The organism is Haloferax marinisediminis (assembly GCF_009674585.1).
In the GTDB taxonomy this organism is placed as follows: domain Archaea; phylum Halobacteriota; class Halobacteria; order Halobacteriales; family Haloferacaceae; genus Haloferax; species Haloferax marinisediminis.
Window position 1 is genome coordinate 572413 of the sequence record NZ_WKJP01000001.1, and the last position, 14289, is coordinate 586701.

Genomic DNA, 14289 nt, shown 5'->3' on the forward strand with positions numbered 1-14289 from the left:
ACAATCCGCACGGATACGGTAGAAAAGTACCCGATTGTATAGCAGACTCGTTCGGAGGTGTACACGCGTGACGCCACTGCAGGTCGACCCATCGGTCATCGCGCAGGGGGTCAACTACGTCTGGATCCTCGTCGTGTCGTTCCTCATCTTCTTCATGCAGCCAGGATTCGCGCTGCTCGAAGCAGGGCAGGTCCGCGCGAAGAACGTCGGTAACGTCTTGATGAAGAACATGACCGACTGGGCGCTCGGCGTCCTCGTCTACTTCATCGTCGGTGCCGGCGTGGCGACGATTATCGGTGGACTCACCTCGCCGGGTGGGTTCAGCGTTGCAGCCGCGTTCTCGTACATCGGTGATTCGGGATCGTGGATCGACTGGCTCTTCGGTGCCGTCTTCGCCATGACCGCCGCCACCATCGTCTCCGGTGCCGTCGCAGAACGCATGGACTTCCGTGCGTACGTCGTCTTCGCAGCCATCATGACGGGTATCATCTACCCCGTCACGCAGGGCCTGACCTGGTCCGGCGGTCTGCTCGCTGGAAGCGGCTACCTCGGTGCGATTCTCGGAACGGGCTACCTCGACTTCGCCGGTGCAACCGTCGTCCACATGTGCGGTGGTGTCGCCGGCCTCGTCGCCGCAAAGATGGTCGGCCCGCGTAAGGGTCGCTTCGACGCGAACGGTAACAGCCAGCCCATCCCGGGCCACTCGATGCTGCTCGCCGTCCTCGGCACGCTCATCCTCGCGTTCGGCTGGTACGGCTTCAACGTCGGCACGCAGGCGACGGTTCTCGCGACAACCGAAAGCGGCGGACTCGAATTCATGGGTGCCGCACTCGGCCGTGTCGCCCTCGTGACCACCCTCGGCATGGGTGCAGGCGCAGTCGCCGCGGTCATCGTCTCGACGCAGTACCAGGGCAAGCCTGACCCACTCTGGATGGCAAACGGCCTGCTCGCTGGTCTCGTCGCCGTCACGGGCGCTGTCCCCCACGTCACGTGGTGGGGCGGCCTCATCCTCGGCGCACTCGGCGGCGCAATCGTCCTTCCCGCGTACCGCTTCACGGTCGACTCACTCAAGATCGACGACGTGTGTGGTGTCTTCGCTGTCCACGGCGTCGCTGGTGCAGTCGGTACGGCACTCATCCCCGTGTTCGCAGTCGGCGGATTCTCCGCGACGCAGCTGGTGATGCAGGTCGCCGGTGTCGGCATCATCGCTCTCTGGACTATCGTCGCGTCCGCAGTCTTCCTGTTCGCAACGAGCACCGTCTTCGACCTCCGCGTCTCGGAAAAAGAAGAAGTCGAAGGCCTCGACGTCGGCGAACACGGCGTCTCCGTCTACCCCGAATTCGTCGGCGACTCCGGTCCCGACCGCGGACTGGGAACGCCTGCAGCAACCGACGGCGGCCACGACGTGCGCACTGACGGTGGCGCCACGGACGACGTGAACGCAGCAGTCGAAGGAGGTGACGACCAATGAGCGAGACTGACGGCATCAAGATGGTGATGGCCATCATCCGCCCCGACAAGCTCGCAGACGTGAAGTCGGCACTCGCCGAAGCAGGTGCCCCCTCGCTCACCGTCACGAACGTCTCCGGTCGCGGGTCGCAGCCCGCGAAGAAGGGACAGTGGCGCGGTGAGGAGTACACCGTCGACCTCCACCAGAAGGTCAAAGTCGAGTGCGTCGTCGCAGACACACCAGCAGACGACGTGGTCGACGCCATCGCCGACGCGGCCCACACCGGCGAGAAAGGTGACGGGAAGATATTCGTCATCCCCGTCGAAGAGGCCGTTCAGGTCCGCACCGGAAAGGAGGGGAAGCCAGCAGTCTGAGCGAGAAATCCGCCGGTAGTCTCTGCTTTCGCCGCCGCACTCGCGGTGTTCGCCACCGCGCGTGTGGCACCACGCCCGCTGGGGGTCCCGATTCTGTCCCGACCCTCGTATTACTTTTCTTACACTACATGCGTCGAATTCTGCGGCAACATTTGTCCAATTAGTCCGTGACATACGACCTTAAACATCTCATACTTCATTTTAAAGCGGACATATGTCATCTATATCAAGATAATGTGGACAAATGTCAACACGAATGGTTATGTACTCTCATGTGGATACAATCTTCCATGATTCGCGAAACATTCGTTCGCGAATTGAGCACTAACATGAACGACCGTCCATTTGAACTTCAGTTCGAATCGTCCATCGGAGGAATCGTATGCTGACCGCCCTACAGACAGACCTCGCCTCAGTCGTCGAAGGTGTGAACCTCGTGTGGGTCCTCACCGTCACCTTCCTCATCTTCTTCATGCACGCCGGCTTCGCCATGCTCGAAGCCGGACAGGTGCGTGCGAAGAACGTCGCCAACCAGCTCACCAAGAACCTCTTGACGTGGAGTATCGGCGTCATCGTGTTCTTCCTGCTAGGTGCGGCCGTCTCGTCTATCGTCGCCGGCCTCACCGGCGGCCCCGTGACGAGCATCAGTGACGCCTTCATGGGCCTCTACGCGCCCGATGCGTCGGCGACCACTGCGTGGGTCGACTGGCTCTTCGGTGCCGTCTTCGCCATGACCGCCGCCACCATCGTCTCCGGTGCCGTCGCTGGCCGCGCAAAACTCCGTGCGTACCTCACGTACACCATCCTAATCGCGGGCGTCATCTACCCCGTCGTCGTCGGCATCACCTGGGCTGGCGGCTTCCTCGGTGGCCTCGGCTTCCACGACTTCGCCGGCGGCATGATCGTCCACGGCATGGGCGGCATCGCCGGTCTCACCGCCGCGTGGCTCATCGGCCCGCGGATGAACCGCTTCAACTCCGATGGCAGCGCGAACGTCATCCCCGGTCACTCCATCGCGTTCGCCGTCCTCGGCACGCTCATCCTCGCGTTCGGCTGGTACGGCTTCAACGTCGGCACCGCCGCCGCGCCACTCGCGTACTCCGACGGCGCAATCACGCTCGGATCGTTCGCCTACGTCGGTCGTGTCGCCCTCGTGACCACCCTCGGCATGGCCGCTGGCGCAATCGGTGCGGGCGGCGTCGCCATGTACAAGACCGGCAAGGTTGACACGCTCTACGTCGCCAACGGCCTGCTCGCTGGCCTCGTCGGCGTCACCGCAATCGCAGACGACATCATCTGGCCGGGTGCGCTCGTCGTCGGCCTCCTCGCCGGCGCACAACTCCCCATCGTCTTCGAATTCGTCGAAAAGCGCCTCCGCATCGACGACGTGTGTGCGGTCTTCCCCGTCCACGGGTCTGCGGGCGTCCTCGGAACGCTCCTGTACCCCGTCTTCGCCGTCCCCGTCTGGCACAGCGGTGCCTCGTTCGTCTCGCTGGCCATCCCGCAGGTGGTCGGCGTCGGCGTCATCGCCATCTGGACGTTCGTCGCCACGGCAGCAGTCTTCGGCGTCTTCCGCGCTGTCGGCCAAGCCCGCGTCTCTCCCGACCACGAACGCGAAGGCCTCGACACGGCTGAACACGGCGTCGACACGTACCCCGAGTTCGGGTCGCGCGACACCGACACCGGCATCCGCGCTGACGGGTCCGGCATCCCACACGGGGATGGATTCATGACGACGCGGAAGGAGGACTGAGCCATGAGCAACGCTGACCTGCCCAACGACGGTGGCATCAAGATGGTGATGGCCATCATCCGGCCCGACAAGCTCGCAGACGTGAAGACTGCACTCGCCGAGGTGGGTGCCCCGTCGCTCACCGTCTCGAACGTCTCCGGACGCGGCTCGCAACCCGCCAAGAAGAGCCAATGGCGCGGCGAAGAGTACACCGTCGACCTCCACCAGAAGGTCAAAGTCGAGTGCGTCGTCGCCGAGACACCGGCCGAAGACGTCGCCAACGCAATCGCAGACGCCGCTCACACCGGCGAGAAAGGTGACGGGAAAGTGTTCATCCTCCCGGTCGAAGCAGCCTATCAGGTTCGAACCGGCAAGACCGGCCGCGACGCAGTCTGAAGCGACTTCGACTGCCGCCACTTCGACTGCCGCTACTCAGTGGGTCGGTCGACGTGACCGCCGACCGGGCGGACGCCGGCCCCACGCGAAACCATTTTTCTACTCCGCACGAAGCGACGTGACGATGAGCGGTGTCTCTCCGTGTTGAGTGTCGAAGTCGTCGTCGGCCTCGTCATTGCACTCGCCGGGATGTCCATCGTCGGCGTCGCCGTCGACCGATACCTCCCTGAGCCCGACAGTCCACGCGCAGACCTGCTCGTGAGCGATATCAGCAAGTGGGCGGTGTTTCTGACGCTCTGTGGCTACGTCGTGGTCGTCGAGGGGCGACCACTGTCGTCGCTCTCGGGCCGCTCGCTCGACCCACTCTCGTTCGTCGCTGTCGTCGGTGTCGGCGTCTTCGTCCTGTTCGCGGCGAACGTGGTGACTGCACCACTGTTCGACCGGTTCGGTATCGACGACCTCGGTGATGGGATGTCGCACCTCGCGTCGCTCTCGGTTCGACACCGTCTCTTCGTCGCGGTCACGGCTGGCGTCACCGAAGAAGCGCTGTTTCACGGCTACGCCATCGAACGACTCATCGAAGCGACCGGAAGTCCGCTCCTCGCCGGTGGTGTCTCGTTCGTCGCGTTCACTGCTGGCCACGCAGTCGGGTGGAGCCGCGGCGCAGTCGTCCGTATCGCGGTTCCCGCGTTGCTGACGACGCTCATGTATCTCGTCGTGCGCGACGTGGTGGCCCTGATGGCGATTCACGCGCTCAACGACGCCGCAGGGTTGCTGTTGGCGCGGTCGGTGCAAGGCGTCGAGGACGCGACGGACGGCGCGACCCAGTAAGGTCTTTGCCGCGAGGGGGCGAACCGCCGCGCATGAGACACGACGAGTCCCGCGCGTTGTACGACCGAGCGCTGTCGGTTCTCGCTGGCGGTGTGAACTCCTCGGTCAGGGCAACCCAGCCCTACCCGTTCTTCGTCGAACGAGGAGACGGCGCACACGTCATCGACGCCGACGGGAATCGGTACATCGACTACGTGATGGGCTACGGCCCACTCCTGTACGGCCACGACGCACCCGAGCCCGTCCAAGCGGCCGTCCAGAAACACGCCGCCGCAGGGCCGATGTACGGTGCACCGACGGAGATAGAAGTCGAACACGCCGAGTTCGTCGCCCGGCACGTCCCCTCGGTCGAGATGCTTCGCTTCGTCAACTCGGGTACCGAAGCGACCGTTTCGGCAGTCCGCCTCGCCCGCGCGACCACCGGGCGCGACAAAATCGTCGTCATGCAGGGCGGCTATCACGGCGCACAAGAGTCTACGCTGGTCGAAGGCGGCCCTGAGGGTGCGAGTCCGAGTACGCCGGGCATCCCCTCGTCGTTCGCAGAACACACGATTCCCGTCCCGTTCAACGACGCCGAGGCAGTTCGCGAGGTGTTCGAAGCACACGGTCAGGACATCGCGGCGGTGTTGGCCGAGCCCATCCTCGCGAACATGGGCATCGTCCACCCAGTCGATGGCTATCTCCAGACGCTTCGCGACGTGACCGAGGAGTACGGCTCGCTCCTCATCTTCGACGAGGTCATCACTGGGTTCCGCGTCGGCGGCCTCCAGTGTGCCCAAGGGAAGTTCGGCGTCACGCCGGACCTCACGACGTTCGGGAAGATTATCGGCGGCGGGTTCCCCGTCGGTGCCATCGGCGGCAAAGCCGAACTCGTCGAGCAGTTCACCCCCGGCGGCAACGTGTTCCAGTCGGGCACGTTCTCCGGCCACCCAGTCACGATGGCCGCGGGCCACGAGTACCTGAAGTACGCCGCCGAAAACGACGTGTACGACCACGTCAACCGACTCGGCGAGAAACTCCGGTCTGGCATCTCCGACATCCTCGAAGACCAGGCACCCGAGTACACCGTCGTCGGCACGGACTCGATGTTCAAGACCATCTTCACGCGTCACGGCCCCGCCGACCGCGACGACCTCTGTGAGAGCGGATGTGAACAACGCGAGTCGTGTGCCCGCTTCGACTACTGTCCGAAGACCGGTGCCGACGTGTCGAAGGCAGAAACCGACCGCTGGGAGCGCGTCTTCTGGCAGGAGATGAAAGACCGCGGCGTCTTCCTCACCGCGAACCAGTTCGAGTCGCAGTTCGTCTCGTACGCGCACACGGACGAAGACATCGAAGAGACGCTCGAAGCGTACAAAGAAGCGCTCTAGCGTCTACGACCGCTCCCTCTCTCGAAATAATAGTTCGTTAACCCGACAGTTTCGGGTGCGACTCACTCGACCCGCAGTCGCGACTCTGCTGCCTTCCAGAGCGGTGGGTAGGCCAACGCGCTCCCCAGACCGACGCCGAGAACCCACGCGAGGACGATGCCAACGACGTTCTCCTCCAGTTCGAAGAAGACGAGGAGGGTGACGAAGACGAGTGTCGTAACGAGACCGACCAACCACACTCGGACGACGAGACGGAGTCGGAGCGGGCGAACCCACGTCAAGACGACACCTGCTACGCCAGTGAGAACGTAGCCAAGCCACCACGGCGCATCGTATCCGAAGAGCGGCAAGAGCACGTCGAGTGGCGCGAACACCGGGAGCAACCCGAAGAACAGGAGCGCGACGACGACGAAGTCACCGACCTGCTGGACGGGTGAATCGAGGGAGGGCATTGAGGAAGTCGTGGTTCGGGCGGGGTATTCGTCTTTCCCTCCCGTGGTGCGTCAGACCCCGACACGACAGCGACGAACTGGAGGGCTTTTCAACGCGGGCGCCAGACAACAGCGTATGACTACACGGACGCTGCGACTGGCGACGCGGGGGTCGGCGCTCGCTCGCGCACAGGCTTCGAGCGTACAGGAGGCGCTCGCGAGCCGACGACTCGACGTCGAACTCGTCGAGGTCGAGACAGAGGGAGACCGAATTCAGGACGAACTCATCCACCGACTGGGCAAGACGGGCGCGTTCGTTCGCGCACTCGACGAGCGCGTCCTCGACGGCGACGTCGACGCGGCGGTCCACTCGATGAAGGACATGCCGACGGAGAAGCCGAACGACCTCGTCGTGGCCGGCGTCCCCGAGCGCGCACCTGCGGGCGACGTCCTCGTCACGAGCGACGGGTCCGACATCGACGAACTACCCGAAGGCGCAGTCGTCGGTACGTCGTCGCTCCGCCGACAGGCGCAACTGCTCAACTACCGCGAGGACCTCGAAGTCGCACCGCTCCGCGGCAACGTCGACACGCGCGTCGAGAAGTTGCTGGCGACGAGTCTCCAGCGAGAACACGAGGCCCGCGTCGAAGACGACAAAGAACGACAGGGGAAGCACGGAAAGACCGACCACGACGGCGAGTTCGACCAGCGCGCCGACGAGTGGTTCGACAACCTCACCGAACTCGAACGGCAGGCGATGAGCCGAAAGGTCGACACCGAGTACGACGCTATCGTCCTCGCAGAGGCCGGTCTCAAGCGCAGTGGACTCGCCGACAAGGTCGAGTACCAGCGTCTCGACCGAAATTCGTTCGTCCCCGCACCCGGGCAGGGTGCCATCGCAGTGACGGCGTCCGACCCAGAGATTGTCGACCTCGTCCACGACAAACTCGACCACCCGCGAACGCGCGTCGAGACCACCGTCGAACGAACCATCCTCGCCGAACTCGGCGGCGGGTGTATCGCACCAATCGGCGTCCACGCGCTCTTGCAGGGCGAACACGTCCACGTCGACGTCCAAGTGCTCGCGACAGACGGGTCAGAAGCCATCAAGACGTCGCGTGACCTGCCAGTCGGCAACCACGCGAACACGGCCCGCGAGTTCGCAGCAGGACTGCGCGAGCGCGGTGCTGACCAGCTCATCGAGGCCGCCCGACAGGAAGCAGAGGAGGAGTGAGATGACGGGGGAGGACGAGCCGGCTGACTCCGACACCGTCGGGATGGTCCACCTCGTCGGGAGCGGTCCGGGTGACCCGGAACTGCTCACGATGAAGGCCGCACGCCTCATCGACGAGGCAGACGTGGTCCTCCACGACAAACTGCCCGGCCCGGAGATTCTCGGGATGATTCCGGCCGAAAAACGCGAAGACGTCGGCAAGCGTGCCGGTGGCGAGTGGACGCCACAGGAGTACACGAACGCCCGATTGGTCGAACTCGCCCGCGAAGGGAAGCAGGTCGTCCGATTGAAAGGTGGCGACCCGTTCGTCTTCGGCCGCGGTGGCGAAGAGATGGAACACCTCGCGGAGAACGGAATCCCGTTCGACGTCGTGCCCGGCATCACCTCGGCAGTCGGTGGCCCCGGGTCCGCAGGCATCCCCGTCACCCACCGCGACTACGTCTCGTCGGTCTCGTTCGTCACCGGGCACGAAGACCCGACGAAAGACGAGTCGGCAATCGACTGGGGAGCGTTGGCCGCGACGGGTGGGACGCTCGTCGTCCTCATGGGTGTCGGCAAACTGCCGCTCTACACGGCCGAACTGCTCGACGCAGGAATGGACGCCGACACGCCCGTCGCCCTCATCGAGCGCGCGACGTGGCCCGAGATGCGCGTCGCGACCGGGACGCTCGAAACCATCGTCGACGTTCGCGACGAGGCCGACATCGAACCGCCGGCGATTACCGTCATCGGCGAGGTTGCGGCGACTCGTGACCACGTCAAGGAGTTCCTGCGTGGTGGCGGCGTCGACGCCCTCGCCAGTGCATCGACCGACGGCATGAAGGAAGCCGGTGACGAGGAGACAGACGAATAATGAGCCAACAGGTTCGTGCTGCGGTCTTCCGCCCCGACGACGAGCGTATCGACGCGGCGGTCGAACTGCTTGATTCCCTCGGCGCGACCCCGATTGCCGACCCGATGCTGGTGGTCGAACCGACAGACGCAACACCCGAACCGGCCGAGTACGTCGTCCTCACGAGCAAGACCGGGGTCGAACTGCTCGCCGAGGCCGGATGGGAACCGGGCGAGGCAGTGCTGTGCTGTATTGGTCCTGCAACCGCCGGCGCCGCACGTGAGGCCGGCTGGACTGTCGACCGCGTCCCCGACGAGTACACGTCGTCCGGGTTGGTCGAACACCTCGCACCCGACGTGTCGGGGGCGACGGTCGAAGTCGCCCGGAGCGACCACGGGAGTGACGTTCTCCTCGACGGCCTGCGCGACGCCGGTGCCGACGTTCACGAGACGGTTCTCTACCGGCTCGTTCGCCCAGAGGGGTCGGGCGAGTCGGCCGTCATGGCAGCCGACGGCGACCTCGAAGCGGCCCTGTTCACCTCGTCGCTGACGGTCGAACACTTCCTCGACGCCGCCGAAGAACGCGGCATCCGCGAGGAGGCAATCGCCGGCCTGAACGCTGCCGTCGTCGGTGCCATCGGTTCGCCGACGCGGGAGACGGCCGAATCGCACGGCATCGACGTCGACGTCGTTCCCGACGAGGCGACGTTCGAGGCACTCGCCTGCGACGTCGTCGAAACAGCAGCACCGACCTACCACGAGTGACACGGCCGGGCCGCAGCGACTCGGATGCGACAGCGACCCGGGTGCGAGCGTGACGGAATGAGCGAACCTACAACCGACGGGTCGTGGCGAACCGTCGCCGCAGTCACCGGGTGGCAGACCGCGGCCAGTCTCTGTTACTACACCATCTTCGCCTCCACGGGACTCGTCCGTGAGGCGTTCTCGCTGTCCGAGTCACTCGTCGGCGTCTTTCTGACCGCCGGCGTCCTCGGATACACCCTCGCGTTGTTCCCGAGCGGTGCGCTCGTCGATGGCTACGGCGAGAAACCCGCGATGGTCGTCGGTCTCTTCGCGCTCGCAGTCGCAGTCGTCGGCGTCTCGTTCGCACCCTCGTACGCACTCTTGTTGGTCACCGCCGGCCTCCTCGGTGTGGCATATTCGGCGGCGATGCCCGGTTCGAACCGTGGTATCGTCGCTGCCGCCCCCGCAGGGAGCAAGAACCTCGCGATGGGATTGAAACAGGTCGGCGTCACCGCCGGAAGCGGTGCATCGTCGGTCATCATCACGGGCGTCGCTGCCTTCGCGGCGTGGCAGACAGGGTTTTGGCTCATCGCCGTCGTCGCCGTGGTGTACGCGCTCTTCTTCGCCGTCGAGTATCGGGGGACGCCCGGAACCGGACGGCTCGAACGGCCACAACTCGGTGGGCTGAGCGACAACCGAGTCTACGTCGCCCTCGTCGCCGCCGGACTGTTCATCGGTGCGTCTATCTACTCGATGCTCGGGTACACCATCCTCTACGTGCAGGACGTGGTCGGAACGAGTCCCGCAATCGCCGGTGGCGTCCTCGCGGCGACGCAGGTGACCGGGAGCATCGGCCGTATCGGTGCCGGGAGTCTCGCCGACCGACTCGGTGGCGTGAACGGGGCGGCAACCGTCGCACTTGCTCAACTCACGGGTGCGGTCGTCCTGTTCGGCCTCCTCGCCGGAGCAGGGGGGTCGCTCGTCTTCACCGTCGTCGTGTTCGTCGCGCTCGGACTCACCATCCACGGCTCGACGGGTGTGTTCTACTCCTGTTTGAGCGGCGTCGTCGACGACGGCGACATCGGCGCAGCGACTGCGGGTGGACAGACCGCAATCAACACCGGCGGCCTGCTCGCACCACCGCTGTTCGGTATCGTCGTGGAGTCACTCGGCTACGGTGCCGGGTGGACAGTCGTCACCGTTTCGACGGTCGCAGCGGCACTCTTGCTGTTCGTGGTCACACGACGGCTCTAACAACTCGCGCCTGTCCCAGAGAGTTCGTACTGAGTCGAACCGGCGGTCGGCGCTGGATTCGACGTGTGACCCCTAGACTATTCGTACTCGTGTGCGCACCTTGTCACATGATACGATACGACATCCGTGGCGACGCGAGTTGGCTCACGCTCGACCGACCCGAGAAGAAGAACGCCCTCCACCTCGACGGATGGCGAGCACTTCGCGATGGCCTCGACCGGGCAGCAGAAGACTCCCGTGTGGCCGTCCTCACCGGTGTCGAAGACGTGTTCTGTGCCGGTGACGACATCGCCCTCATCGACGAGGCGGAGACTGCCGACGACGTGGAGACACTGACCGACTGCCTCTACGACGTGTTTTTCGGCATCGAATCGCTGGACATTCCGGTCATCGCGGCCGTCAACGGACTCGCCTACGGCGGTGGCTGTGAACTCGTCGCCGCGTGTGACCTCGCTGTCGCCGTCGAAGATGCGACGTTCGCGCTCCCGGAGACGACCATCGGCGCGTATCCACCGTACGCAGTCGAGCGTGTGGCCGAAACCGTCGGCAAGAAACGACTCATGGAACTCGCGCTGACGGGCGACCCAATCGACGCTGACCGGGCGGCAACGTGGGGGCTCGTGAATCGAGTGGTCCCGGCAGGACAGTTAGCGGAGACGACCACGCAATTCGTCGAGTCGATTGCAAATTCCCCCCGGCGTTCGACCCGCCTCACGAAACAGTACGCGGCAGTCGGTGCGGCCGACCCGGCGGCACGCGACCGAATCCGCGGTGCCTTCCAGCAGATTCGTGCCGACGACGAGTGTCGGGCGGCGACGAAACGGTTCTTCGAGCGGTGAGCTGAAGACGACCCGTCTCAGGACGCTTCGATATCGCTATCCTCCGGGATATATACCAACCATATACTATATGTATCTAATAGCAGGATACTTAGTTAAATCTGCGTTCGTCACGGATGATGACGCGCAAGACGGACGACGTCGTTTCACGCCGAAAGTTCTTGATTGCCTCCGGTGCGGTCGGCCTCGCTGGCCTCGCCGGGTGTACTGAGAACAACAGTGGTTCTGGATCCGCAGACGAATCGGGCGGTTCAGACGACGCGGCGAGCGCTGAAAACGAGAACTCCGGCTCCGACACGGACGCGCTTTCGGGCGCAATCGACATCGCCGGTTCTTCGACGGTGTTCCCACTGGCCACCGCGATGGCCGAGCGCTTCCGTGAAGAGAACCCCGACGTCAACATCAACATCCAGTCGACGGGCTCCGGCGGCGGCTTCGCGAACTACTTCTGCCCCGGCGAGACCGACTTCAACAACGCCTCGCGCCCAATCAAATCCGAAGAGCAGGACCAATGTTCGACGAACGACGTTGACCCCGTCGAAATCAAAGTCGCGACCGACGCCCTGACCGTCATCGTCAACAACGAGAACGACTTCATCGGCGAGGGCCTCACCGTCGAGCAACTCAAGACCATCTTCTCGGCTGAGGAACAACCCGAGACGTGGTCCGACGTCAACGCCGACTGGCCGGAAGAACCAATCGAAATCTTCGGTCCCACTGACGCATCCGGCACCTACGACTACTTCATCGAGGCCATCATCGGCGAGGAGGGTCCGGGCCACCGCCAAGACTACTCCGCGACCGAACAGGACCGCACCATCATCCAGGGTGTCGAAGGCTCCGAATTCGCCATCGGTTACATGGGCTACGCCTACTACAGCGAGAACACCGACGCTGTCCAGGCAGTCGCTATCGACGACGGCGACGGCTACGTCGAACCGTCGCTCGAAACGGCACTCTCCGGTGAGTACACGCCGCTGTCGCGCCCACTCTTCACCTACCCTGCAACGGACGCCCTCGAGAAGGACCACGTCGCCGAATTCGCTCGCTTCTGGATGGAGAACTCCACGAGCAAGGAAATCGTCGCCGACGAAGTTGGCTACGTCCCACTCGGCGAAGACGAGCAGCAAGAGATGCTCGACAAGCTCGATTCGGCCATCGAGGAAGCAAACTAACACATCCGCGTTCGGCACGTCCGCTGACCCTGTCCACGTCTGTCTCGGGCGGCCGTGCCAGCGACGAAGCTTTTTGTAGCAAGACAGTCCCACTGCGGTACGTCATGCACGATGACGGTCGAACAGTGAACGCGGGTGGCCGAGGGGTGGCACACTCGCGAAACTGCCAGCGTTTATGCCGATGTCGCCGTGAGTACTGAACAACTGATGGAAGGACCCGTCCCCGACCTCACTGAGCACGCCGCGGCGTGTGCAGACCGACTCCGCGCCGCCGACCGGGTGCTCCTCGCTTCGCACATCGACGCCGACGGGTTGACGAGCGCCGGCATCGCCTCGACGGCGCTCGAACGCGCCGGGATTCCGTTCGAGACCGTGTTCTGCCGCCAACTCGACGAGCGTGCAGTCGCCGAAATCGCGGCGACTGACTACGACACCGTCCTCTTTACCGACTTCGGCAGCGGTCAACTCGACATCATCGCCGAACACGAATCGGCGGGAGACTTCCACCCCGTCATCGCCGACCACCACCAGCCCGCCGAGGGCGTCGAGACCGAACACCACCTCAACCCACTTCGGTTCGGTATCGACGGAGCGACCGAACTCTCTGGAGCAGGCGCGAGTTACGTCCTCGCCCGCGCACTCGAACCCGAAGGAGGCGACAACCGTGACCTCGCGGCCCTCGCCGTCGTCGGCGCTGTCGGCGACATGCAAGATTCGAACGGCACCCTCCACGGAGCCAACGAAGGCATCGTCGAAGAGGGGGTCGAAGCCGGCGTCGTCGAAGAGGGGACGGACCTCCGCATCTACGGCCGACAGACGCGTGCACTCCCGAAGCTCCTCCAGTACGCGACCGACGTTCGCATCCCCGGTATCTCGAACAACGAAGCCGGGGCTATCGAGTTCCTGACCGAACTCGACGTGCCGGTCCGTGACGACGACGGTGAGTGGAAGCGATGGGTTGACCTCACGGGTGAGCAGCGACAGACTCTCGCCAGCGCCCTGATTCGCCGGGCCATCGCGAGCGGCGTCCCTGCCCGACGAATCGACGACCTCGTGGGAACGACGTACGTCCTCTCACGAGAGCAGGAAGGCACCGAACTCCGCGACGTGAGCGAGTTCTCGACGCTCCTGAACGCGACGGCCCGCTACGACCGAGGCGACGTGGGACTCGCCGTCTGTCTCGGCGACCGTGACCGCGCGCTCGACCGGGCGCGCAGACTCCTGCGCAACCACCGCCGAAACCTCTCGAACGGCCTCCAGTGGGTGAAAGAACACGGCGTGACTGTCGAAGAGAACCTCCAGTGGTTCGACGCCGGCGACGAGATACGTGAGACCATCGTCGGCATCGTCGCCGGCATGGCCGTCGGCACCGACGCGACGCGCTCGGGAATCCCCGTCCTCGCTTTCGCCGAGAACGAAGATGGCGACGTGAAAGTCTCCTCGCGCGGGTCGTACGTGATGGTCAGAAATGGCCTCGACCTCTCTGTCGTCATGCGCGAGGCATCCCGAGCAGTCGGCGGCGACGGCGGCGGGCACAACGTCGCGGCGGGTGCGACGATTCCGAAGGGGTCGGTCGAAGAGTTCATCGCAGAAGCCGACCGCATCGTCGGCGAGCAGTTAGGATAGCC

14 protein-coding genes are annotated in these 14289 nt (G+C 64.5%); 13 read left to right on the plus strand and 1 reads right to left on the minus strand.

Annotated elements, in window-relative coordinates; genetic code table 11:
* Positions 1-67 precede the first annotated feature (67 nt).
* The 6 genes from GJR98_RS03040 to hemL all read left to right on the plus strand — a co-directional run bounded on the left by GJR98_RS03040 (position 68) and on the right by hemL (position 6153).
* The gene (locus GJR98_RS03040; protein WP_151135340.1) at positions 68-1471 is read left to right on the plus strand and encodes an ammonium transporter; all 1404 of its coding nucleotides are present in this window, start codon (positions 68-70) and stop codon (positions 1469-1471) included.
* Positions 1468-1824, plus strand: a complete 357-nt coding sequence (locus GJR98_RS03045) for a P-II family nitrogen regulator (protein ID WP_151135342.1) — start codon at positions 1468-1470, stop codon at positions 1822-1824. The genes GJR98_RS03040 and GJR98_RS03045 overlap by 4 nt, the downstream gene beginning before the upstream one ends.
* A gap of 382 nt (positions 1825-2206) precedes the next feature.
* Positions 2207-3577 (plus strand): ammonium transporter, encoded by a 1371-nt coding sequence (locus GJR98_RS03050; RefSeq protein WP_151135344.1) that lies wholly within the window; start codon positions 2207-2209, stop codon positions 3575-3577.
* Positions 3578-3580: 3 nt separating this feature from the next.
* Positions 3581-3952 (plus strand): P-II family nitrogen regulator, encoded by a 372-nt coding sequence (locus tag GJR98_RS03055; protein WP_151135346.1) that lies wholly within the window; start codon positions 3581-3583, stop codon positions 3950-3952.
* A gap of 141 nt (positions 3953-4093) precedes the next feature.
* A complete protein-coding gene (locus GJR98_RS03060; protein WP_151135348.1) occupies positions 4094-4783 on the plus strand; it encodes a CPBP family glutamic-type intramembrane protease in 690 nt (229 codons plus the stop codon).
* A gap of 32 nt (positions 4784-4815) precedes the next feature.
* On the plus strand, positions 4816-6153 hold the full coding sequence (hemL, locus tag GJR98_RS03065) for a glutamate-1-semialdehyde 2,1-aminomutase (RefSeq protein ID WP_151135350.1): 1338 nt from the start codon (positions 4816-4818) through the stop codon (positions 6151-6153).
* A 62-nt stretch (positions 6154-6215) separates the two neighbouring features.
* Here hemL and GJR98_RS03070 read toward each other — a convergent pair whose 3' ends face one another.
* A complete protein-coding gene (locus GJR98_RS03070; RefSeq protein ID WP_151135352.1) occupies positions 6216-6605 on the minus strand; it encodes a hypothetical protein in 390 nt (129 codons plus the stop codon).
* A gap of 115 nt (positions 6606-6720) precedes the next feature.
* Here GJR98_RS03070 and hemC point away from each other — a divergent pair, with 115 nt between their 5' ends.
* The 7 genes from hemC to GJR98_RS03105 all read left to right on the plus strand — a co-directional run bounded on the left by hemC (position 6721) and on the right by GJR98_RS03105 (position 14287).
* Complete coding sequence (gene hemC / locus GJR98_RS03075; RefSeq protein ID WP_151135354.1) at positions 6721-7818, plus strand: hydroxymethylbilane synthase; 1098 nt, start codon at positions 6721-6723, stop codon at positions 7816-7818.
* Position 7819: 1 nt separating this feature from the next.
* Positions 7820-8671, plus strand: coding sequence for a uroporphyrinogen-III C-methyltransferase (gene cobA / locus GJR98_RS03080; protein ID WP_151135357.1), 852 nt, complete (start codon positions 7820-7822; stop codon positions 8669-8671).
* Positions 8671-9414, plus strand: a complete 744-nt coding sequence (locus GJR98_RS03085) for a uroporphyrinogen-III synthase (RefSeq protein WP_151135359.1) — start codon at positions 8671-8673, stop codon at positions 9412-9414. Before cobA ends, GJR98_RS03085 begins: the two co-directional genes overlap by 1 nt.
* Positions 9415-9471: 57 nt before the next feature.
* The gene (locus tag GJR98_RS03090; RefSeq protein ID WP_191965409.1) at positions 9472-10647 is read left to right on the plus strand and encodes an MFS transporter; all 1176 of its coding nucleotides are present in this window, start codon (positions 9472-9474) and stop codon (positions 10645-10647) included.
* 107 nt (positions 10648-10754) lie between these two features.
* Complete coding sequence (locus GJR98_RS03095; RefSeq protein WP_151135363.1) at positions 10755-11486, plus strand: enoyl-CoA hydratase/isomerase family protein; 732 nt, start codon at positions 10755-10757, stop codon at positions 11484-11486.
* A 119-nt stretch (positions 11487-11605) separates the two neighbouring features.
* Positions 11606-12661 (plus strand): PstS family phosphate ABC transporter substrate-binding protein, encoded by a 1056-nt coding sequence (locus tag GJR98_RS03100; RefSeq protein WP_151135365.1) that lies wholly within the window; start codon positions 11606-11608, stop codon positions 12659-12661.
* Between the two features lie 207 nt (positions 12662-12868).
* A complete protein-coding gene (locus tag GJR98_RS03105; protein ID WP_151135367.1) occupies positions 12869-14287 on the plus strand; it encodes a DHHA1 domain-containing protein in 1419 nt (472 codons plus the stop codon).
* Positions 14288-14289 lie beyond the last annotated feature (2 nt).